This window comes from Microbacterium commune (genome assembly GCF_014836945.1).
Lineage (GTDB): Bacteria > Actinomycetota > Actinomycetes > Actinomycetales > Microbacteriaceae > Microbacterium > Microbacterium commune.
On record NZ_JACSPX010000001.1, the window covers coordinates 67,935 to 89,848 of the forward strand.

Here is a 21,914-nt window from a genome sequence, read left to right on the forward strand (position 1 = left end):
GAGAGGACGTCAGTCCACGCGGACGAGCCAGCCGTGCTTGTCCTCACGGCGGCCGTACTGGATGTCGGTCAGCTCCTCGCGCAGCGACAGCGCCAGCTCGCCGAGGGGCTGCTCGTCTTCGAAGTCGTCCGACACGAGAGCGCCGATGGGCGTGACCACGGCGGCCGTGCCGCACGCGAACACCTCGACGATGTCGCCGGATGCCACCCCCTGACGCCACTCGTCGAGCGACACCGCCCGACGTTCGACCGTGAGTCCGCGGTCCTCGGCGAGCTGCAGCAGCGAGTCGCGCGTGATGCCCTCGAGGATGCTGTCGGACTGCGGCGTGACGACCCGGCCGTCCTTGTAGACGAACACGACGTTCATGCCGCCGAGTTCTTCGACGTTGCCGTCCTGGTCGAGGAAGACCACCTGGTCGCAGCCCTGAGCCGAGGCCTCGGCCTGCGGCAGCAAGCTGGAGGCGTAGTTGCCGCCGGTCTTGGCCGCACCCGTGCCGCCCTTGCCCGCACGTGCGTAGGTCTTCGACAGCCAGATGCGCACCGGCTTCACGCCGCCGGTGAAGTAGGCCCCGGCGGGCGACGCGATCAGGTAATAGGCGACCTTCTTCGCGGGGCGCACGCCGAGGAACGCCTCCTTGGCGAACATGAACGGGCGCAGGTACAGGCTCTGGTCGGCTCCGGACGGCACCCAGGCGCCGTCGACGGCGATGAGCTCGCGGATCGACTGGATGAAGTACTCCGTCGGCAGCTCCGGTAGAGCCAGGCGGCGCGCGCTGCGGCGCAGGCGTTCGGCGTTGCGGTCAGGACGGAACGTGTACACAGCGCCATCCGCGTGCCGGTACGCCTTGATGCCCTCGAAGATCTCCTGCCCGTAGTGCAGCACGGCGGCGGCCGGGTCGAGCGAGATCGGACCATACGGCTGGACGCGCGGGCGATGCCAGCCACCCTTCTCAGACCAGCAGATGTCGACCATGTGGTCGGTGAAGTTCGTGCCGAAGCCCGGATTCTGCAGGATCTCGTCGCGCTGAGCGGGGCTCTTGGCGGCGAGGTTCTTCGTCACGGCGAACGTGAGCTCAGCGGTGCCGGAGCTGGGCGTGGTGGCGGTGTCGGTCATGTCTGTCCTCTGTCGGATGCGGCGGCGATGCGCGCGTGCTCTCAGATTACGCCTGCAGACGAGCGATGATCGCGTCGCCCGTCTCGACGGTGGTGCGAGCGCCGTCGCGGCTCGCGATGTCTGCTTCGACCGCCCGCTGGACACGCGCGGCCTCGTCGTGCAGGCCGAGGTGGTCGAGCAGCAGGGCGACCGACAGGATCGCTGCGGTCGGATCGGCCTTCTGCTGTCCGGCGATGTCGGGTGCCGAGCCGTGCACGGGCTCGAACATCGAGGGGAACGCGCCGTCGGGGTTGATGTTGCCGGAGGCTGCGAGGCCGATGCCGCCGGTGACGGCACCGGCGAGGTCGGTGAGGATGTCGCCGAAGAGGTTGTCGGTGACGATCACATCGAAGCGTGCCGGGTCGGTCACGAGGAAGATGGTGGCGGCGTCGACGTGCAGGTAGTCGACGGAGACGTCGGGGTGCTCGGATGCCACCTGATCGACGATCCGCTTCCAGATCGCGCCGGCGTGCACGAGCACGTTGGTCTTGTGCACCAGGGTGAGCTTCTGGCGTCGCCGCTCGGCGAGATCGAACGCGTAGCGGACGACGCGCTCCACCCCGAATGCGGTGTTGACGCTCGTCTCGTTGGCGACCTCGTGCGGCGTGCCCTTGCGGATCGCGCCGCCGTTGCCGACGTAGGGCCCCTCGGTGCCCTCGCGCACGACGACGAAGTCGATCTCACCCGGGTCGGCCAGTGGACCGGATGCGCCAGGGAACAGCTTCGAGGGGCGCAGGTTCACGTAGTGGTCGAGCTCGAAGCGCAGCTTCAGCAGCAGGCCGCGCTCGATGTTGGCATCCTTCAGCCGCTCATCGCCGGGCGTGCCGCCGACGGCACCGAGCAGGATCGCGTCGTGCGCGCGGATCGCGTCGAGATCCTCGTCGGTGAGCGTGTCGCCGGTGGCGAGGTAGCGGTCGGCGCCGAGCGAGAACGGCGTCTTCTCGAAGGTCACCTCGCTGCCGGCGGTGACTGCGTCGAGCACCCGCTCAGCCTCGGCGATGACCTCTCGTCCGATGCCGTCCCCGGGGATGACGGCCAGCTTCACGACGCGCGACATGAATCTCCTTGGGACGCTGCTCGTCTGCGGCACGGGTCGCCGCGGACACTGTCTCCAGCGTAGCGGCGCCCACGCGCCCCTCACGCCGGATGTCAGCGCGGCGGCCGCAGCGTGGTGGCGGCGACGGCGACGGCGGATGCCACGAGCAGAGCGCCGATGAGGGAGGTCGTCACGATGCCGGAGTCGAAGGCGTGCGCTGCGGCCCGCCACAGGGCATCCGCCTGCGCCGCCGGCAGGTTCTCCGCCGCCGCATAGGCTCCTGCGAGCGTCTCCCGGGCCTGCGCGGCCGCTTCGTCGGGTACGCCGTTCGGGATCGTCAGCGCACCGCGGTAGAACGCCGTGATGATCCCACCCAGCACGGCCGTGCCGAGCACGGCGCCGAGCTCGTAGGCGGTCTCGGAGACCGCACTGGCGGCCCCCGCCTTCTCCGCCGGAGCATGCGCGAGGATCAGCTCGTTGGAGATGGTCTCCGCGGCGCCGATCCCGATGCCCAGCACGACGAAGGCGGCGATCAGCCAGGCGACGCTGTTCGACTGCGCGGTGAACGCGACGATCAGATATCCGCCGACCGACAGCACCAGACCCGCGGGCACGACGATGTGCGGGGGCACACGGCGAGAGATCGGCACCACGCTGAGCCCGGCGACGATCATGGCTGCCATGCCTGGCACCAGCGCGAGCCCGGCGGTCATCGGCGAGAGCCCGAGCACGAGCTGCAGCTGCTGCGGCACGAAGTAGAGGAACCCGACCAGGGCGATCACGCTGAGCAGGTTCACGAGGATCGCACCACTGAAGCCGCCGCGTCGGAACAGGCTCATGTCGAGCATGGGCGTATCGGCGCGCAGCTGACGGCGCACGAACAGCCACCCCATCGCGAGGCCGACGATCACGAGAGCCGCGGCGCCGAGCGTCGGTCCGTCGACGGCGAAGGATTTGATGGCGTAGACGACGGGGAGCATGGCTGCCATCGACAGCAGGATGCCGATGGGGTCGATCCGCCCCGGGTTGGGATCACGGCTCTCCGGCAGCAGCCAGTACCCGCCGATGAGCAGCGGGACGAGCATGGGCACCGCGATGAGGAACACCGAGCCCCACGCGAAGTGCTCGAGCAGGAATCCCCCGACGACGGGTCCCAGCGCCGATCCGGCCGAGAACCCGGATGCCCAGATCGCGATCGCAAGGCGTCGCTGGTCGCGGTTGGGGAAGATCGAACGCAGCAGCGACAGGGTTGACGGCATGAGCATCGCGCCGAAGAACCCGAGCGCGGCGCGCGCGGCGATGAGCAGTCCTGCGGTCGGCGCGAAGGCTGCCAGCACGGAGACGACGGCGAAACCGGTGGCGCCGATGAACAGCATCCGCCGCCTTCCGAACCGGTCTCCCATCACCCCCATGGTCACGAGCAGTCCGGCGAGCACGAGCGAGTAGACGTCGATCACCCAGAGCTGCTCGGCGCCGGAGGGACGCAGCGCAAGCGATATCTCGGGCAGTGCGAAGCTGAGCACGGTGTTGTCGACCGACACCAGCAGCACGGGCAGCATGAGGACGGCCAGCGCGGCCCACCCTCTCGCGCCGACGCGCGCGCCATCCTCGTGGGTCAGCCGGACCGGGGCCGTGACGGACATTCGTGCACCTCTTCTGCGTCTGGATCGGCGAGCTTTCTAAACCGTCCGGATGGTACAGTAACACATGCCCCCGATCGTCTGGAGAACGTGATGTCCCGTCCCCCGCTCGCTCGCGAACGCGTGCTCGACGCGTACCAGAGCATCCTCATCGCCGACGGAGAGCGTGCCGCCACTCTGGAGGCCGTCGCGCGGGAGGCCGGGGTGTCGAAGGGCGGGCTGCTCTATCACTTCGGGTCGAAGGACGATCTCACCGCCGGCCTCGTCGCCCGTCTTGCAGCACTCACCGACGACGATCTCGAGCGGATGTCGGATGCCGAGGACGGCGCCATCGCGTACTACGTGCGCACCTCGGTCATGGAGGACGACGCGCTCGATCGCGCCCTGATCGCGACCACCCGGCTCGCGCAGGGCGGCTCCGCCCTGGCATCCGCTGCCCTGCGCGACGTGCGGATGCGGTGGGCCGACGGCATCCGCCCGCATGTGCGCGACGAGACCGCACTCGACATGGTCATGCTGCTGAGTGACGGTCTCTACTTCAACAACTCACTGGCCGAGCCGAGCGACGACCAGACCGCGGTGAGCGAGTTCGTGCCGACCGGCGCCACTCTCGATCGGCTGATCGCCCTGGTGGTGGAAGCGACGACGCGGGCCCCGGAATGAACCGGAGCCCGCGTCGGCACATCCGCGGGATCAGACGTCGGCGATCTCGATCTGACGGAACAGGTCGGCGTCGATCGCCGCGCTGACGTCCTCGAGCAGCTCCTCCGAGACCGGCGAGTCGAGCGTCAGCACGCTGAGCGCCTGGGCGCCCGCGGCCTCGCGCGCGATCTGCATGCCGGCGATGTTGATGCCGGCGTCGCCGAACTTCTGGCCGTAGACCGCGACGATGCCAGGACGGTCGGTGTAGAGCATCACGACGTGGTGCTTCTCGATCGGCAGCTCGATCGCGTGCTCGTTGATCGACACGAGCTTCTCGATCTGCTTCGGGCCGGTGAGGGTACCCGACACGGCCAGCTGCGACCCGTCGGAGAGGGCGCCGCGCAGCGTGATGACGTTGCGGTACTCCTCGCTGATCTCGTCCTGCAGCAGGCGCACGGTGACGCCGCGCTGCTCGGCGAGCAGCGGTGCATTCACGTACGACACCGTCTCGCTGACGATGTTGGTGAAGACGCCCTTGAGTGCGGCGAGGCGCAGCACGCTGACGTCGTAGTTGTTGAGCTCGCCGTGCACCTCGACGTCGAGGCTGGTGAGCGGGGCCTGGGCGAGCGCGGAGAAGATCTGACCGAGCTTCTCGACGAGCGGGATGCCGGGACGCACGTACGGGTCGATGACGCCGCCGGCGACGTTGACCGCGTCTGGCACGAGGTCGCCGCCGAGCGCGAGCCGCACCGAGCGGGCGACGGACACGCCGGCCTTCTCCTGCGCCTCATCGGTGCTCGCGCCGAGGTGCGGGGTGACGACGACGTTGGGCAGGCCGAGCAGCGCGCGGGCGGTGCTGTCCTCGGCGGGGGGCTCGGAGGTGAACACGTCGAGCCCGGCGCCGGCGATCTCGCCGGCGACGAGAGCCTCGTGCAGGTCCGCCTCGTCGATCAGCCCGCCGCGCGCCACGTTGACCACGAAAGCCGTCGGCTTCATCGCGGCGAACTGCTCGGCCGCGATCATGCCGGTCGTCTCGGGGGTCTTGGGCATGTGGATGGTGATGAAGTCCGACTCGGCGACGAGCTCATCGAGCGTGACGAGCTGCACGCCGAGCTGCTGCGCGCGGGCACTGGTGACGTACGGGTCGTAGGCGATGACGCGCATGTCGAACGCGTTCAGGCGCGCGGCGACGAGCGCGCCGATCCGGCCGAGACCGATGATGCCGACCGTCTTCTCGAACAGCTCGGCTCCGGTGAACGAGCTGCGCTTCCACGCACCGCTCGAGAGCGAGGCGTGCGCGGCGGGGATGCGACGGGCGAGGCTCAGGATGTGTCCGACGGTGAGCTCCGCCGCCGAGACGATGTTCGAGGTCGGGGCGTTGACGACCATGACGCCCGCCGCGGTGGCGGCCTTGATGTCGACGTTGTCGAGCCCGACGCCGGCTCGGGCGACGACCTTCAGCTTGGGCGCGTGCGACAGCGCCTCGGCGTCGATGCGGGTGGCAGAGCGCACCAGCACGGCATCCGCGTCGGCGAGAGCCGCGAACAGCGCCTCACGATCGGTTCCATCGACCTCGCGCACGTCGAAGTCAGGTCCCAGCGCCTCGATCGTCGCGGGCGAGAGCACCTCTGCGAGCAGGACGACGGGCTTGGTGGCGGTGTTGTTCGGCACAGGTATCCTTCGGGGCAGGACGAGCGATGGTCAGCCGATGCGCCGCACGCCGTCGGGACGCAATCGCGACACACTTTACCTCAGCGCCGGCACCGCACCCCACCGTGTGACGGTCCGAGTCGACAGGCCGATCAGCCGAGCAGCGACGCCCCGTTGCGCAGTGCGAAGCTCAGCGTGTCGAGCCAGAACACCGCGCTCACTCCGAGGCCGGCGAGCAGCGTGACGATGAACACCCCGAGGGTGCGTCGGCGAGCGAGCAGCAGCGCGACCGCGAACACGATCATCGGCACGATCACCGGCAGCGAGAGCACGGTCCAGCCGTACCCGCTGATGCCCGCCTGAGCCATCTCGATCAGGTAGAAGGTAGCGTTCCAGATGATGAACGCGTGGGCCAGCCCGAGGATGCCGGTGGCGAACCCGCGTACCGCGCTGCCGAGACGGGAGTCGGTGCGCGAAGCGGTCGGAGTGTCCTCATTCACAGCGCTCCCCCTCCCCCGGCGACGACGAAGGGCCACGGCACGAGAAGAGCCGCACCGACCACCAGCGCGCTGATTCGCACCCAGTCCCTGCCCCCACGGGTCAGCATCAGAGCGGCCGTGAACCACAGCGCGGGAGCCAGCACGGCGATCCACATGCTGGCGAGATAGAGGGGGGCGGGCAGCATGAACATGGCCTTCGCCTGCATCCCCACTCCCCCGATCGCCCAGCCGATCGTGTACAGCAGGTAGACACCCCCGAAGATGCCGAGCAGCACGAGCGTCGCGGTGCCTATCCCCTGCGGCTCGTCATCGACCTCTGCGGCTCGCGCATCTGCCGGTTCACGATCCGCCGGTCCACCGTGAGCGACATCTGCGCTCGGTGCACGGCGCGGGTCGGGGCGGCGCGCCTCGAGCGCGTCGTCGCCCTCCCAGCTGAGAGCGTCATCCTCAGGGTCCGGGTTCATCCCTCCAGCGTACCCACGCCGATCCCCCCTCCCACTATGCTCAGCTCACAGCATCCGGGAGGACGAACGTGACAGACGACAGCAGACCGGTCCCCACCGCCCGCGACGGGCATGACGCGGGCGAGCGCCCCTGGCGCCCGACGGCCGAGGCCACGCAGAGAGCGACGATGCTGCGTCTGATCGCCGCGGGGCTCTGGGCGGTCGCGATCACGGCGGAGGCCGTCGCGATCTTCTGGCTGCTGAGGCAGCGCGAGACGACAGGCGACGGCGAGCTCAGGCGCGACCCCGACAGCGGACTGCTGGTGGCGGACGGCGTCGAGACGACGTTCCCGCAGTGGGCCTTCGTCACTCTGCTCGTGATGCTCGTGGTCATCGCCGCGCTCGCGATCGGGGGCTCGATCCTCTGGAAGAAGGCGAATCGTCTGGATCCGGCAGAGCGATCCGACACCGTGCGCTTCTTCGTGCAGAATCAGCTCGGAGCCATCATCGCCGTGGTGGCGTTCCTGCCGCTGATCGTGATGATCTTCCTGAACAAGGACATGGACGGACGGCAGAAGGGCATCGCCGGCGCCGTCGGGATCGTGCTGGCCGTCATCGCCACGATCGTCGGGGTCGACGCCAACCCTCCGTCGGTGGAGAAGTACACCGCCGACCAGTCGACGGTGATCCAGCTGCTCGGGGCGGACGTGGTCACCTGGGTCGACGGCGGCAAGGTCTTCCACGTGTGCGATCAGGTTCCCGATATCCAGACCGGCAGCGAGATCAGGTACGGCACGACCGCTCAGGCCGTCGAGGCTGGCAAGCAGCGCCTGACGCTGAAGTTCGCGTCCGAGCTGGAGAAGTGCGGCCTGCCCGTGCCCGCGAACTCAGACGAGATCGCCGATGCCCTGCGCCAGATTCAGGCCGGCGAGACGGTGACTCTGCCGGCGCCCGAGTGGTCCGACGGCGACACCGCGCCGATCGTCGTGGAGGACGCTGCCTGAGTCGGGGTCACCCCGGCACGTCCACCATGGCGCGGTCGAGCGCGGCGCGAGCCGATGCGACGATCGCCGCGTCGGTGACGTCGAAGCCCGTCAGGCCCCCGCCCGGCCCCGCAGCTGCCGAGTCCGACGACGATGCCCGTGCCGACAGGTGCACGGCATCAGCGCCCGCACGCACCAGACGCGGGATGTCCCGCGGTCGCACTCCCCCGCCGGTCATGACCTCGATACGTCCCCTCGAGCCACGGGCGATGTCTTCGATCACCCGGACGCCGTCGATGCTTCGCGCCGCACCGCCGCTCGTGAGCACTCGACGCACGCCGAGACCAGCGAGAGCGTCCATGATAGAGGCGGGTTCGGAGATCACGTCGATGGCGCGGTGGAACACGACATCGACGTGATCTGCCGCGTCGACCCAGCGTCGCATCGCGCTCTCGTCCACCCGGCCCGCGGGGGTGAGCGCGCCGACGACGACGCCACCGGCCCCGCGTCGGACCACCTCTCGGATGTCGGCTGCCACGAGCGCGATCTCATCGGCGTCGTAGACGAAACCGCCCGGCCGGGGTCGAACCAGCACGGCCACCCTCGCGCCGGTCTGAGCGGCCTGGAGCACCGCCTCGATCGTGCCCGCCGACGGTGTCAGCCCTCCAGTGCTCGAGAGCGCCTGGCACAGCTCCACCCGATCGGCGCCGGCGTCGAATGCGATGCGCGCGCCGACAGCATCCTGTACCGCGATCTCGAGCGCCACCGGTGAGCTCATGAGATCGTCGCCACCGCGACCGGCGTGCTGCGCAGAGCGTCCGGGATGGTCAGCACCGAAGCCCCATCGCCGCGCGGAGCCGACTCGGCGATCGAGCCGTCGGCCCACCGCGCCTCGCGACCCGCGAGTTCTGCGGGCAGGGGCATCTCGCCGGATGACGGGTCCAGTGCGTGCACGTGCACCCCTTGCGCAGATGCGGTGTATCGGATGGGGACGAGCGGCTCGCCGAAGCGGATCCACGGGCGGGTGCCGTAGACGGCCGCTCCATTCTGTGTGAGCCAGGCTCCCATCTCCCGCATCGCCGCACGCTGCAGGTCGGGGATCGATCCGTCGGCGGCGGGACCGACGTTGATGAGCAGATTGCCGTTCTTCGACACGACATCGACGAGCATGCGGATGAGCTCGGCGCCGGAGAGCGAATGGCGTTCATCCTCGGCCTGGTTGAATCCGAACGAGTACCCGAGTCCGCGCGTCGACTCCCACGGTGTCTCCAGGATGCCAGGGATGTGGCGGTACTCGCGCGTGAGGAAGCCATGGTAGGGCACTCCCCATCGGTCATTGACGACGCCGTCGGGGACCGCGTCGAAGTACCGCCCGAGCAGGGCGGCCACGGCGAAGTCGTCGTGGCCCTTCCCTCCATCCGGCCATTCGATGTCGTTCCAGAGCACGTCCGGCGAGAACCGCTCGATCAGCTCTTCGAGCTGCTTCGCGGAGTAGCGCGAGAAGTGCTCGTCGTTGCGTCGGAAGCGGAACAGGTCGGTGTCGGACTCGATCGGCGGGAAGTCGCTGACATGCCAGTCCAGCGCACCGGAGTAATACACGCCGAAGCGCGTCCCCGCCCTGCGGCTGGCGTCGTGGAACTCGCGGATGAGATCGCGGCGCGGCCCACGGGCGGCCGAGTTGAACCCGGTCGTCGCGGTGTTCCAGAGGCAGAAGCCCTCGTGGTGCTTCGTGGTGGGGATGATGTACCTGGCGCCCGCGCCGACCAGTTCCGCGACGAAGGCATCGGCGTCGAAGGCCGACGCGTCCCACAGGTCGGCGAGATCCTCGTACGATGTGCCCGGCCCGTAGAGGCGCTGGTGGCGCTCCCACGTCGGGCTGCCCGCGATGCGCACCGTGTTCCCGTACCACTCGGCGTACTGATGCCACGCGTACGCGTCCTCGGCGGGGATGTTCACTCCCTCGCCGTGCTGCACAGCCCAGGCCGGCACCGAGTAGAGCCCCCAGTGCACGAAGAAGCCGAGCTTCGCATCGCGGTACCAGTCAGGCACGCCGTTGCTCGGGTACACGGGGCTGTCGGCGCCGAAGTCGGGTCCGGTGCGGGTCTCGAAGTTCAGCACGCGTGCGTCTCCTCTCGTCGGCTCACATGAGCGGTGAGTGTCGGCCTCCCGTCGGTGTCGAAGGGGAACACCCCGGGCAGCAGGTGGTGATGGCCGAGGCGCAGCAGATCCTGGTCGACTCCGCCCGGTGTGAGGGCGAGCGTCCAGTCGGCCGCGAGGTCGTAGAGCTCAGGCTCGAGATAGCCGATCTTCACCACCACGATGTCAGCAGACTCGGGGTCGAGTCCCAGCATGCGGAAGTCGTCCAGGTGGTGGAAGGGCTTGCGTCGTTCGGTGATGATCGCGTGCAGCCCGCCGACGGCGATGACCGCCTGCATGCCGGCGTCCGGATCGCCGTCCGTCAGCGAGTGCACCCGACCGGTGATCTGCACCGGGCCTCGCGGGCCCGCATCCACACGAGCACCGGCGGTCAGCGTCACGGTCGCGCCTACACCCGCCTCGCGGGCGGCCTGCACGGCCGGAGCGTCGAAGATCGACGCGACCAGCGTGGTGCGCGAGCCGTCGGTCAGCTCCGGGCGCGCCAGCAGCTCGCCCAGCGTCCAGGTGACGTCCCCTGCCCCGCCGGCGGTCGGATTGTCGCCGGAATCGGAGATGACGTACGGCCGGGCGGCATCCGGTGCGAGCGCCTTCTCGAGGGCACCATCGAGCGACGCGGTCGGCGCCACGAAGACGAAGCCCTCACGCGCGTCCCAGAACATCCTGGCGACGCGCTCGGCCTCGCGTGCGATGAGCTGCTCGTCGTCGCCCATCACGACCACGTAAGCCTGACAACGCGGCTCGTCGGCCCACGCGTATCCGATCCACACGGATGCGTCGACCACACCCTCCATCGCCTCGATGCCGGGCAGCTCGGCGTAGATGCTCCTCGCCGGCTCGAGCCGCGTCGAGGTCTTCTCGCCGGGCAGCAGCACGGGCACCGGCACCCAGGCCTTGTAGGGGCGGCGGAGCGCCGGATCCGCTCCGTGCGGGCCGCGCAGGCGTGCGAGCAGGTTCCAGACGGCGCGCTCCTTGGTGTTCAGCCAGTCCTCGTGCGGGGCCATCCGGTAGCAGGTGAGCAGGTCGACCTCGTCGCGCAGCACTTCGGACACATTTCCGTGCAGGTCCATCGAGGTGGAGATCAGGGTGTCAGGGCCGAGCGCCTCGCGCACCGCCGCGGCGAGATCGCCCTCGGCGTCCTGCATCCCGATCACGCTCATCGCGCCGTGGATGTCGAAGAAGAAGCCGTCGAAGGGGCCCTCGGCGCGGATCGCGGTGAGGATGGCCTGCTTCATGCGGCGGTACGTCTCGGGGTCGACCGCTCCGCCGGGCAGCGAACGTCCGTGGTACAGCGGCACCCAGGTCGCGGCTTCGCGCAGTTCGCGACCGGCGTCGAGGAAGGGGTAATAGCCGATCAGCTCTTCGCCGGTGCGGATCGTGAACGCCTCATCTCCGGACACATGCGGTGAGAAGGTGCTGGATTCGATGGAGATACCGGCGATGCCGATGCGCGGCGCCGCAAGGCCGCCCTCGGTCAGGGCCGGCAGAGGGCCCATCCAGATCTCGCTGGCTTCGGGTCGGTCGGTCACTGTCGCTCCTTCGGATGAGAGGTGGTCAGGATGCCGCAGCCAGCGCCAGGCTGCGCGCGGTCTCGATGGCGCCCAGCGCCACTGCGTCGCCGCCGAGACGGGCGGGCAGGATGTGCAGGGGGATGCCCGAGACGGGGGCATCGGTGCGCAGCGCGTCGTCGATTCCCGGACGCAGCAGCTCCCAGGCGTGCGCGACTCCCCCGCCGACGATCGCGCGCGGCAGGTCGAGCAGCGTGGCCGCACTCGCGCAGGCACGGCCGAGCGCGCGCCCCGCGGCGTGGAAGACGGCGCACGCGTCGGCGTCCCCTTCGCGGGCGAGGACGGCGACCTCGCGCGAACCGCCGACATGCCGGCCGCTGCGTTCGGCGTAGCGCAGCCCGATGGATGTGCCGGAGGCGAGGGTCTCGAGGTGCCCGATCTGCCCGCAGGTGCAGACGAGATCGCTGTACCCGGGGGTATGGCCGATCTCTCCCGCGGCGCCGTGCGGTCCACGACGCAGCTCCCCGTCGATGATCACCGCTCCCCCGACCCCGGTGCCCAGCATGACGCCGAGGACGTCGTCGCGGATGCCGGCGGCGGCCGCCTCGCCGAGCAGGAACGCGTTCACATCGTTCTCCACACCGACCGGCACTTCCAATCGCGCGGAGAGCTCGTGGCCGAGCGGGAATCCCGCCCAGTCGACGAAGGTCGCCGACGCCGCACGGATGGAGCCCGTCTGGTGGTCGATGACACCCGCGGCGCCGACGCCGGCGCTGCGAAGCCGGACGGCGGCTTCGCGGGCGAGGCCCTCGACGAGCCGGGCTGCGGCATCGGCCATGGCCGAGCCGCCCTCGCGCGCCGGAGCGGGCACGGTTCCGCGCGCGCGGATCGCTCCCGACTCGTCGACGATGAGCGCGGCGATCTTCGTACCGCCGATGTCGATCCCGGCGTGACCGGGCGTCGTATCGGTCTCGTGATGCTGTGTCATACCGAGATCAGCGCCCACCGAGCCCGGCCATGGCGATGCCCTTGACCAGGTGTTTCTGCAACGCGACCACCAACAGCGTGGTCGGGATCATCGAGATGATCGATGCGGCCATCTGCAGGTCCCAGCGCGTGCCGGTCAGACCGGAGAAACTGGCCAGACCCACCGGCAGCGTGCCGTGCGCGTTGTAGTCGACCGTGACGATCAGCGGCCACAGGTAGCTGTTCCAGAACGAGAGGAAGGTGAACACCGCCAGCACCGCCACCGCCGACGTCGACAGCGGCAGGATGATCTGCAGGAAGGAGCGGATGGGCCCGGCACCGTCGACGCGTGCCGCCTCCTCGAGCTCGTACGGGATGCCGCGGAAGAACTGACGCATCAGGAACGTGCCGAACGCGGTGAACGCGAACGGGAAGATCAGGGCCTGATAGGTGTCGACCCAGCCGAACCACTGCATGACCTGGAACATCGGGATGACGAGCACCTCGGCGGGCACCATCAGAGTGGCGAGGAAGAGCACGAACACCGCGTCGCGGCCCTTCCAGCGCAGCCGCCCGAACGCGTATCCGGCGGTGGTCGAGACCAGCAGCACGACAAGGGTGCCTGCCACGGAGACGAACAGCGAGTTGCCGATGTAGGTCCAGAACGGACCGAAGGCGAACACATCCGCGAAGTTGGACCAGCGGATCTCAGAGCCGATCAGGCGCGGTGGCATCGAGAAGATGTCGTTGTTCGGCTTCAGCGCAGAGAAGAACGCGTACACCAGCGGCAGCATGAACAGCGCGGCCGCGACGTAGATGGTGACGTGGCCGATGATCAGGCGCACACGAGCCGCACGCGTCATCGGCGCGCGACCGCGACGGCCTTCCACGTGCACCTGCTCGTCGTCGGGTGCGGCGGTGAGAACCGGTTGCACGACGGTGTCAGTGCTCATAGTGCACCCACTTCTTCTGCGCTCCGAACTGCAGCGCGGTGATGATGATGATGAGGGCGAAGAGGATCCAGGCTCCGGCAGCCGCGAGGCCTAGGTCCTGGAACTTGAAGCCCTGGTTGTAGATCCACATGACCAGCGGCATGGTGGAGTTGCCCGGTCCGCCGCCGGTGAGCAGCTGCGGCTGCACGAAGACCTGCAGCGAGGTGATCATCGTCATGATCGTGGCGAAGAAGATCGCCGGTGAGATCATCGGAATCATCACGTTCCAGATCATGCGCAGTCCACGTGCCCCATCGATGCGCGCGGCCTCGACCACGCTCTCGGGCAGCTGCTCCAAAGCTGCGGAGAAGATGAGCATGTTGTAGCCGAGTCCCTGCCAGACGCTCATCACGACGACCATGATCATGGCCCACTGACGATCGGCGAGGAAGTTGGGCAGCTCGACCCCGAACCAGGTCTGCGACAGCCCGTTGAACAGGCCCTGCGGCTGGAGCAGCATCTTCCACACCAGCACGTTCGCGACCATCGGCGTCACCACGGGGATGAAGAACAGCACTCGCAGTGCACCCCGACCGCGGATCCGTGGTCCGAGACCCAGAGCGAGGGCCAGCGACAGCGCGATGCTGATCGGGACGTAGAGGACCGTGAACACCAGCGTGTTGCGCAGCGACGGGAGGAAGTTCGGGTCGTCGAACAGGCGGAGGTAGTTTGCGCCGCCGTTGAAGGTGCGTTCGCCGAACGTCGGCCAGTCGAAGAAGCTCATCACGACGGACAAGACGACGGGCACGATCGTGAACAGGGCGAGGCCCACCAGGGCTGGGCTTGCGAAGCCCAGCGCCTGGCGCGCCTCGACCTTGGCGAACGACCCGCGACGACGCTGCGGGGCGGTCGAGGTGGTCATCTGCGTTTCCTTAGTCGGGGCTGATGCCCCGGATCGATGTGTCAGTTGCCGAACTGCTGCTGCGCCGAGGAGAGCACGTCCGACATGGACGTCTGGCCGTTGTACACGCTCACCAGCTCGGGCTGAACGAAGGTGCCGACCTTGGCCCAGTTGTCCGAGACGTACTGGCCCTGCACGTTCGCGAAGGCGGCCTCGAACACCGACTGCACCTCATCCCGGTACGCCTCATCGAGCGACTCGAAGTACAGCGGCTGGCTCTCCGCGCGTGCGGGGTAGCTGCGGCCGGACGACGCGATGTAGTCCTGGGCGTCCTTGCTGAGAAGCGAGCCGAGCACCTTCAGCGCTGCCTCCTTGTTCTCACACGACTTGGCGATGCCGAAGCCGGAGCCCAGAATCAGGCTGAGGTCTCCGCTCTCGCCGGTGGGCAGCGGGGCGAGGCCTGCCTTGAAGCCGGCATCGTTGGTCAGGTAGCCCACGGCGTTCCACGTGCCGTCAACGGCCATGGCCGCGTTCTGGCCGGTGAACTGGTTCTCTCCCCAGCCCGTGTCGGATGCGGATGCCACCGGGGCGGCGACCTTCTGGTCGGTGACGAGCCCGGCGTACCACTCGGAGGCGGACACGAAGTCCTTGTCGTCGAGCTGCAGGGTGCCGTCCTCGGCCACGGGCTGTGTTCCCGACTTGGCGATAGGCAGGGCCTGCCACTGGAAGTCGCCCATGCCGATGCCGAAGCCGTACTTGCCGCCGGTCGTCGCCTTCGCGGCGATCGCCTCGAAGTCGTCGAACGTCCACCCGACGGTCGGCAGCTCGGCGCCGGCGCTGGTGAGCATGTCCTCGTTGTAGTACGCCAGCATGGTCGCGACGTCGAACGGCAGGCCGTACATGTCGCCCTTGTTCTTCAGGATCTCGGTCGCGCCGTCGGCGAAGTCGCTCTCGGCGAGCCCTGCGGTCTTCAGGTCGTCGGCGGTGAGCTTGAGGAAGCCGTCGGTGTAGCTGGCGAGCTGACCGGAGTTCATCCCGGTCACGCAGGCCATGTTGCCCGACGCCATGTTGGTGGTCAGCTTGGTGAAGAAGTCACCCCAGGGCGCGGTGCGCAGCTCGATCTTGATGTCGGGGTTCTGCTTCTTGGCGACCTCGATCTGGGCCTCAAGCGCTGCGGTGTCCTCTTCGCTGCCCGACCACATGTCGACGACGATGGCGTCTCCATCAGCTCCACCGTTCGATGCTCCGCTGCCACTCGCGCAGCCGGTCATCGCGACTGCGCCCACCGCGATCGCCGCTACGGCGCTCACCCGCATCTTCTTCATTGAATGCCTCCTTGCACAGGGTTCTTGACGAGTTATTTCGACATTCGAAACAACATCTGATTGTTTTGCAGGAAGGTACCGTGTCATGATTCGATGCCAAGCGCAAGCCGAACATCGGATGTCTGGCCAGCGTTGCCGAACCGATACCTACCAGAGACGAGCCCATGGCCTCCGCAGCACCAGACGACACCCGCCGGATCCTCGACCTCGTCGCGAGCGGGCGCGCCCGCTCGCGTTCGCAACTCGCCGATCAGCTCGGAGTGGCCGCGTCGACGGTCGGGTTGCGTGTGCAGGCGCTGCTCGAGTCGGGGATACTGCAGGAGGCCGGGGAAGGCAGCTCGCGAGGCGGACGGCGCCCGCGGATGCTGCGCGTCGCCGACGATGGCGGTGTCGTCCTCACCGCTGACCTCGGCGGTGGGCACGCACGCCTCGGGCGCCACGGTCTGTCCGGGGCGCTCCAGCGTACCCACAGCATCCCGATCGATCTCACCCAAGGACCGGAACGCACGCTTGCCCTCGTCGCGGCGGCGATGGAGAAGATGGTGACCGGGGCGACCGTCCGGGCTATCGGCGTCGGCCTTCCCGGCCCGGTGCGGACGGGCTCAGGCAGCGTCGACCAGCCCTCGCGCATGCCAGGCTGGGCGGGGTTCCGCGTCGACGAGCACCTGCGCGGACGTTTCGGCAGCGCGCCCGTCGTCGTCGACAACGACGCGAACCTCGCCGCCCTCGGTGAGCACCGGGCGCAATTCGGCACATCGCAGCACAGCATCACCGTCAAGGCAGGCACCGCCATCGGCAGCGGCATCATCGTCGACGGCCACGTGTACCGCGGCGCGAGTGGCGCGGCCGGCGACATCACTCACACGCAGATCGACGGGGGCGGCGCCGTTCCCTGTTCCTGCGGCAACACGGGCTGCTTGGAGACGGTCGCCAGCGGCGCCAGCCTGGTGCGACAGATCACCGAGCGCGACGTCCCCGGCATCCGATCGACCGAACAGGTGCTGGCGCTCGCTCGCGATGCCGATCCCATCGCCACGACCCTGGTCCGCACCGCGGGCACGCATCTCGGTCAGGCACTGTCCGGCATGGTCAACTTCTTCAACCCGCACGCGGTATTCCTGACGGGAAGCATGAGCGCCTCCGAGCCCTTCCTCGCCGCGGTGCGCAGCCGCGTGTACGAGGCATGCCACCCCCTGGCGACGCAGAACCTGCGCATCGAAGCCGCGGGGACCGGCGCGGACGCGATCGTCCTGGGTGCTGCCCGGCTGGCACTCGACGCCCTCGAGCTGCCCGCGGCGTGAAGAGTCTGCGCTCAGCGCATGGTGAGCTCGATCACGGGCATCAGCACGTCGGGGCGCCGCACGGGCAGGTGCACGGTCAGTGTCCCTTCCGCCTCGCCGGCCGGCGTCATGTGCGAGGCCTGCTGGTCGGGATCGGCCGCCGACGTTCTCAGCCACGAGCCGTCGTCGAGCAGGCGAGCGTACGTCACCTTTCCTGCGAGCTCGGGCAGATGCACGAAGCCGAGCGGCCAGCTGAACAGGTGCAGGTAGAGGCGGTTCCCGCGGCGGGTGTAGACGCCCTCGCGCGGCGGGGTGATCCCGGCGTGCCCCGCACCGACGATCGCGTCGCGGTGCAGCCGCATCCATTCGCCGATCTCGTCGAGCGTGCGCTCGTCTCGCGGCGCGAGTGCGCCGCGCCCGTCGGGACCGACGTTCAGCAGCATGTTGCCGTCCATCGACACGGAGTCCGCGAGCATCTGCACGAGCAGGGTCGGTGACTTCTGATCGGTGTTGTCGCGGTGATAGCCCCACGAGCCGTTGAGCGTCTGGCAGGCCTCCCACACCTGTGGCACCCCGTCGACGACGAGAGGAGATGTCGGCTGGTACTGCTCGGGGGTCACGAAATCGGCGGGAATGCCCAGCCTGTCGTTCACGAGCATGTCGGGCTGGAGATCGCGGCACAGCTCCAGCAGTCCTGCCGCATCCCAGTCCTGCGGGCCCTTGCCGGCCCAGCCGTCGCGATCGTCGGGATAGGTGAAGTCGAAGAACAGGTAGTCGATCGCCCCGTACCCGGTCAGCACCTCTCGCACCTGGCCGTGCAGGTACTCGCGATAGCGGGCCATATCGCGACCCTCGTTCAGCGCTGCGGCGTTCGGGTCGTCACGGCGCGGGTGATTCCAGTCGACGGTGAAGTCGGGATGATGCCAGTCGATCAGCGAGTAGTACAGCCCGACCCGCAGACCCTCGGTGCGCAGCGCATCGACGTACTCGCGCACCAGGTCTCGACCGCACGCGGTCTGCGCGGTGAAGTCGGTGAGGGCTGAGTCGAACAGGCAGAATCCGTCGTGATGCTTCGTGGTGAGCACGACATACGACATCCCGGTGGCCTTCGCGCGCCGCGCGAGCGCTCGAGCGTCGAACCGGTCGGGCTCGAAGTGCTCGAAGTACTGCCGATAGTCGTCGTCGGTGAGCCGTTCGTAGTTCTGGACCCACTCGTGCCGGGCGGCGGCGCTGTAGATGCCGAAGTGCACGAACATCCCGAACCGCGCCTCAGTGAACCAGTCCTGTCGCATGCGTCCATCCTCGCACAGACATCGGATGTCTGGAGAAGGAATCTGCCAGGCCGACGACGAAGGGAGGCACCCGGCGAACCGGATGCCTCCCTCCCGAGAATCGGATCAGCGCGCGGCGCTGCCCTCGACGTAGTCCTCGTCCTGCGACTTCCAGGCGAACAGGGAGCGCAGCTCCTTGCCGGTCGCCTCGATGGGGTGGCCCTGCTCCTTCTCGCGAAGGGCGAGGAACTCCTCGCCGCCGTTGTCCTGGTCCTCGATGAAGCGCTTCGCGAACGCGCCCGACTGGATGTCGGCGAGCACGCCCTGCATGCGCTCCTTGACACCGGCGTCGATCACGCGGGGGCCCGAGACGTAGTCGCCGAACTCTGCGGTGTCGGAGATCGACCAGCGCTGCTTGGCGATGCCGCCCTCCCACATCAGGTCGACGATGAGCTTGAGCTCGTGCAGCACCTCGAAGTACGCGATCTGCGGCTGGTAGCCCGCCTCGACGAGCGTCTCGAAGCCGGCCTGCACGAGGTGGCTCATGCCACCGCAGAGCACGGCCTGCTCGCCGAACAGGTCGGTCTCGGTCTCTTCGGTGAAGGTCGTCTTGATGACACCGGCGCGGGTGCCGCCGATGGCCTTGGCGTACGACAGCGCGAGGTTCCACGCCGTGCCCGATGCGTCGCGCTCGACGGCGATGATGTCGGGGATGCCACGGCCGGCGACGAACTCGCGACGAACGGTGTGGCCGGGCGCCTTGGGGGCGATGAGGATGACGTCGACGCCCTCGGGGGCGTCGATGTAGCCGAAGCGGATGTTGAAGCCGTGCGCGAAGGCGAGCGCCTTACCGGCGGTCAGCTTGTCCTTGATCGACTCGTTGTAGATCGTGCGCTGGTGCTGGTCCGGCGCGAGGATCATGATGACGTCGGCCCACTCGGCTGCGTCGGCGACGTTCTTGACGGGGAAGCCCGCCTCCTCCGCCTTGACGATCGACTTCGAGCCCTCCTTGAGGGCGATGGTGACCTCGACGCCGGAATCGCGAAGGTTCATGGCGTGGGCGTGGCCCTGCGAGCCATAGCCGACGATCGCGACCTTCTTGCCCTGGATGATCGAGAGGTCAGCGTCTGCGTCGTAGAAGATCTCGGTGCTCACGGTGTTGTTTCTCCTTGCTTGTGGTTCGTAAAGTCTGTCAGCCGCGCAGGACGCGCTCGGTGATGCTCTTGCCGCCGCGCCCGATGGCGAGCAGGCCCGACTGGGCGAGCTCCTTGATGCCGAACGGCTCGAGGGCTCGCAGCAGCGCCTGCACCTTGCCCTGGTCGCCCGTGACCTCGACGACCACGGCATCCGGGGCGTAGTCCACGATCGACGCGCGGAACAGATTCACGATCTCGAGCACGTTCGATCGGGTGTTGTTGTCGGTGCGCACCTTGATGAGCATGTGCTCGCGCTGCACCGAGCTCGACGGCTCGAGCTCGACGATCTTGATCACGTTGATCAGCTTGTTCAGCTGCTTGGTGACCTGTTCCAGCGGCAGGGCGTCGACATCGACGACGACCGTGATGCGGGATATCCCCGCGACCTCGGTCACGCCGACGGCGAGGGAGTGGATGTTGAAGCCGCGGCGGGCGAACAGGCCCGCGACGCGGGTCAGGATGCCGGGAGTGTCCTCCACCAGGAGGCTCAGCACGTGTGTGGACATGGCTCAGATCTCCTCGTCGAATGCCGGGGCGTGTTCACGCGCGTACTGGATGTAACTGTTGCTGACGCCCTGAGGGACCATCGGCCACACCATCGCGTCGGCGCTCACGACGAAGTCGATCACGACCGGACGGTCGTCGGTCTCCAGCGCTGTGCGGATGGCGGCATCCACGTCCTCCTCCTTCTCGACGCGCAGCGCGAGGCAGCCGTACGCCTCGGCGAGCTTGACGAAGTCCGGCACGCGCACGGTGCCGTGGCCCGTGTTGAGGTCGGTGTTGGAGTGGCGTCCCTCGTAGAACAGCGTCTGCCACTGGCGCACCATGCCCAGCGAGGAGTTGTTGATGATCGCGACCTTGATCGGGATGTTGTTGATGACGCAGGTCGCGAGCTCCTGGTTGGTCATCTGGAAGCATCCGTCGCCGTCGATCGCCCAGACCACGCGATCGGGCTCGGCGACCTTGGCGCCCATGGCGGCGGGAACGGAGTAGCCCATCGTGCCTGCGCCACCGGAGTTCAGCCACGAATTCGGGCGCTCGTACTTGATGAACTGCGCGGCCCACATCTGGTGCTGTCCGACTCCGGATGCGTAGATCGCCTCGGGACCGGTGAGCTCGCCGATGCGCTGGATGACGTACTGCGGCGACATCAGGCCGTCCTCCGGCTGGGCGTACCCGAGCGGGAACTCCGACTTGAGCCCGTCGAGGTACGACCACCATTCCTCGGTGTCCGGTGTTCCGGTGCCGATCGCACCGCGGAACGCGGTGTCGAGGTCGACGAGCACATCGCGCACGTCGCCGACGATCGGCACGTCGGCCGTGCGGATCTTCGAGATCTCGGCGGGGTCGATGTCGACGTGCACGACCTTCGCGTTCGGCGCGAAGAGCGCCGCCTTGCCGGTGACGCGGTCGTCGAAGCGCGCGCCGAGCGAGACGATGAGGTCGGATTCCTGCAGGGCGAGCACCGCGGGGACGGTGCCGTGCATGCCCGGCATCCCGAGGTGCTGCGGGTGCGAGTCGGGGAAGGCGCCGCGGGCCATCAGCGTCGTGACCACCGGCGCACCGGTCGACTCGGCGAGGGTCAGCAGCTCCGCCGAGGCGTGGGCGCGGATCACACCGCCGCCGACGTACAGCACGGGCTTCTTCGACTCGGCCAGCAGGGTGGCTGCGGCCTGGATCTGCTTGCCGTGCGCCTTCGTCACCGGGCGGTAGCCGGGCAGGTCGATCCGGGGCGGCCACACGAACGGCGCGGTCTGCTGCTGCGCGTCCTTCGTGATGTCGACGAGCACCGGGCCGGGGCGACCGGTCGAGGCGACCTCGAACGCCGCGGCGATGGCGCCGGGGATGTCCTCCGCCCTCTTGACCAGGAACGAGTGCTTGGTCACGGGCATGGTGATGCCGACGATGTCGGCTTCCTGGAACGCGTCGGTTCCCATCAGGGTCGAGAACACCTGACCGGTGATCGCGACCATCGGAACCGAGTCCATGTACGCGTCGGCGATCGCGGTCACGAGGTTGGTCGCGCCGGGGCCGGAGGTCGCGATGCAGACGCCGACCTTGCCGGTGGCCGCGGCGTAGCCCTCCGCGGCGTGGCCCGCGCCCTGCTCGTGGCGCACGAGCACATGGCGGAGGCCGGAGGCGTCCATGAGCGGGTCGTAGACCGGCATGATCGCGCCACCGGGAATGCCGAACACGTCGGTCACGCCGAGCTTCTCGAGCGAGCGGACGACGGCCTCGGCACCGGACATCTCCGGGGTGGCTGATGGGCGGGCAGGCGGCCGCGGCACGGCGGGCGCGGATTCAGGAGTCATTTTGCATCCTTGGTGATCTGTGT

20 protein-coding genes are annotated in these 21,914 nt (G+C 68.5%); 3 read left to right on the forward strand and 17 right to left on the reverse strand.

The features are described from left to right. Positions 1-9: 9 nt before the first annotated feature. From H9633_RS00360 to H9633_RS00370, 3 genes are all read right to left on the reverse strand, one after another. Entirely contained in the window at positions 10-1,113 is a 1,104-nt protein-coding gene (locus H9633_RS00360; RefSeq protein ID WP_191711714.1) for a branched-chain amino acid aminotransferase, read from the reverse strand. A gap of 46 nt (positions 1,114-1,159) precedes the next feature. After that, a complete protein-coding gene (locus H9633_RS00365) occupies positions 1,160-2,209 on the reverse strand; it encodes a 3-isopropylmalate dehydrogenase (protein WP_191711715.1) in 1,050 nt (349 codons plus the stop codon). A gap of 92 nt (positions 2,210-2,301) precedes the next feature. Next, on the reverse strand, positions 2,302-3,831 hold the full coding sequence (locus H9633_RS00370) for an MFS transporter (RefSeq protein ID WP_191711716.1): 1,530 nt from the start codon (positions 3,829-3,831) through the stop codon (positions 2,302-2,304). Between the two features lie 90 nt (positions 3,832-3,921). Between H9633_RS00370 and H9633_RS13190 the strand changes: the two genes are divergently transcribed. Beyond that, positions 3,922-4,491 carry a TetR/AcrR family transcriptional regulator gene (locus tag H9633_RS13190; protein ID WP_191712875.1) on the forward strand — a complete coding sequence of 190 codons (570 nt, stop codon included), beginning with the start codon at positions 3,922-3,924 and terminating at the stop codon, positions 4,489-4,491. Between the two features lie 30 nt (positions 4,492-4,521). Here H9633_RS13190 and serA read toward each other — a convergent pair whose 3' ends face one another. The 3 genes from serA to H9633_RS00390 all read right to left on the reverse strand — a co-directional run bounded on the left by serA (position 4,522) and on the right by H9633_RS00390 (position 7,084). After that, positions 4,522-6,141: a phosphoglycerate dehydrogenase gene (serA, locus tag H9633_RS00380; RefSeq protein ID WP_071640876.1), complete on the reverse strand. Its 1,620-nt coding sequence runs from the start codon at positions 6,139-6,141 to the stop codon at positions 4,522-4,524. Between the two features lie 131 nt (positions 6,142-6,272). Further along, complete coding sequence (locus H9633_RS00385; RefSeq protein WP_071640878.1) at positions 6,273-6,620, reverse strand: hypothetical protein; 348 nt, start codon at positions 6,618-6,620, stop codon at positions 6,273-6,275. After that, complete coding sequence (locus H9633_RS00390; RefSeq protein WP_191711717.1) at positions 6,617-7,084, reverse strand: hypothetical protein; 468 nt, start codon at positions 7,082-7,084, stop codon at positions 6,617-6,619. Before H9633_RS00390 ends, H9633_RS00385 begins: the two co-directional genes overlap by 4 nt. Before the next feature lie 68 nt (positions 7,085-7,152). Here H9633_RS00390 and H9633_RS00395 point away from each other — a divergent pair, with 68 nt between their 5' ends. Then, positions 7,153-8,067, forward strand: a complete 915-nt coding sequence (locus H9633_RS00395) for a hypothetical protein (RefSeq protein ID WP_191711718.1) — start codon at positions 7,153-7,155, stop codon at positions 8,065-8,067. A gap of 7 nt (positions 8,068-8,074) precedes the next feature. On the opposite strand, the gene H9633_RS00400 is transcribed toward H9633_RS00395, so the two are convergent. The 7 genes from H9633_RS00400 to H9633_RS00430 are packed head-to-tail and all read right to left on the reverse strand — an operon-like array spanning position 8,075 to position 15,832. Beyond that, entirely contained in the window at positions 8,075-8,824 is a 750-nt protein-coding gene (locus H9633_RS00400; protein WP_191711719.1) for a copper homeostasis protein CutC, read from the reverse strand. Then, entirely contained in the window at positions 8,821-10,164 is a 1,344-nt protein-coding gene (locus H9633_RS00405; protein WP_191711720.1) for an alpha-L-fucosidase, read from the reverse strand. The genes H9633_RS00400 and H9633_RS00405 overlap by 4 nt, the downstream gene beginning before the upstream one ends. Then, positions 10,158-11,696 carry a M81 family metallopeptidase gene (locus tag H9633_RS00410; protein WP_225211078.1) on the reverse strand — a complete coding sequence of 513 codons (1,539 nt, stop codon included), beginning with the start codon at positions 11,694-11,696 and terminating at the stop codon, positions 10,158-10,160. The genes H9633_RS00405 and H9633_RS00410 overlap by 7 nt, the downstream gene beginning before the upstream one ends. A gap of 58 nt (positions 11,697-11,754) precedes the next feature. Further along, a complete protein-coding gene (locus H9633_RS00415; RefSeq protein ID WP_191711722.1) occupies positions 11,755-12,696 on the reverse strand; it encodes an ROK family protein in 942 nt (313 codons plus the stop codon). A 7-nt stretch (positions 12,697-12,703) separates the two neighbouring features. Next, the gene (locus tag H9633_RS00420; protein WP_071640888.1) at positions 12,704-13,627 is read right to left on the reverse strand and encodes a carbohydrate ABC transporter permease; all 924 of its coding nucleotides are present in this window, start codon (positions 13,625-13,627) and stop codon (positions 12,704-12,706) included. After that, positions 13,617-14,528 (reverse strand): carbohydrate ABC transporter permease, encoded by a 912-nt coding sequence (locus H9633_RS00425; RefSeq protein WP_071640890.1) that lies wholly within the window; start codon positions 14,526-14,528, stop codon positions 13,617-13,619. The genes H9633_RS00420 and H9633_RS00425 overlap by 11 nt, the downstream gene beginning before the upstream one ends. 41 nt (positions 14,529-14,569) lie before the next feature. Continuing rightward, entirely contained in the window at positions 14,570-15,832 is a 1,263-nt protein-coding gene (locus H9633_RS00430; RefSeq protein WP_225211016.1) for an ABC transporter substrate-binding protein, read from the reverse strand. A 164-nt stretch (positions 15,833-15,996) separates the two neighbouring features. On the opposite strand from H9633_RS00430, the gene H9633_RS00435 reads away from it, so the two are divergent. Further along, the gene (locus H9633_RS00435) at positions 15,997-17,133 is read left to right on the forward strand and encodes an ROK family transcriptional regulator (RefSeq protein WP_191711723.1); all 1,137 of its coding nucleotides are present in this window, start codon (positions 15,997-15,999) and stop codon (positions 17,131-17,133) included. 11 nt (positions 17,134-17,144) lie between these two features. Here the strand turns inward: H9633_RS00435 and H9633_RS00440 are convergent, their stop codons facing one another. The 4 genes from H9633_RS00440 to H9633_RS00455 all read right to left on the reverse strand — a co-directional run bounded on the left by H9633_RS00440 (position 17,145) and on the right by H9633_RS00455 (position 21,891). Beyond that, the gene (locus H9633_RS00440) at positions 17,145-18,404 is read right to left on the reverse strand and encodes an alpha-L-fucosidase (protein ID WP_191711724.1); all 1,260 of its coding nucleotides are present in this window, start codon (positions 18,402-18,404) and stop codon (positions 17,145-17,147) included. A gap of 105 nt (positions 18,405-18,509) precedes the next feature. Further along, on the reverse strand, positions 18,510-19,538 hold the full coding sequence (gene ilvC, locus H9633_RS00445; RefSeq protein ID WP_191711725.1) for a ketol-acid reductoisomerase: 1,029 nt from the start codon (positions 19,536-19,538) through the stop codon (positions 18,510-18,512). A gap of 37 nt (positions 19,539-19,575) precedes the next feature. Next, positions 19,576-20,085, reverse strand: coding sequence for an acetolactate synthase small subunit (gene ilvN / locus H9633_RS00450; RefSeq protein ID WP_071640900.1), 510 nt, complete (start codon positions 20,083-20,085; stop codon positions 19,576-19,578). A gap of 3 nt (positions 20,086-20,088) precedes the next feature. Continuing rightward, positions 20,089-21,891 carry an acetolactate synthase large subunit gene (locus tag H9633_RS00455; protein ID WP_071640902.1) on the reverse strand — a complete coding sequence of 601 codons (1,803 nt, stop codon included), beginning with the start codon at positions 21,889-21,891 and terminating at the stop codon, positions 20,089-20,091. Positions 21,892-21,914: the final 23 nt, after the last annotated feature.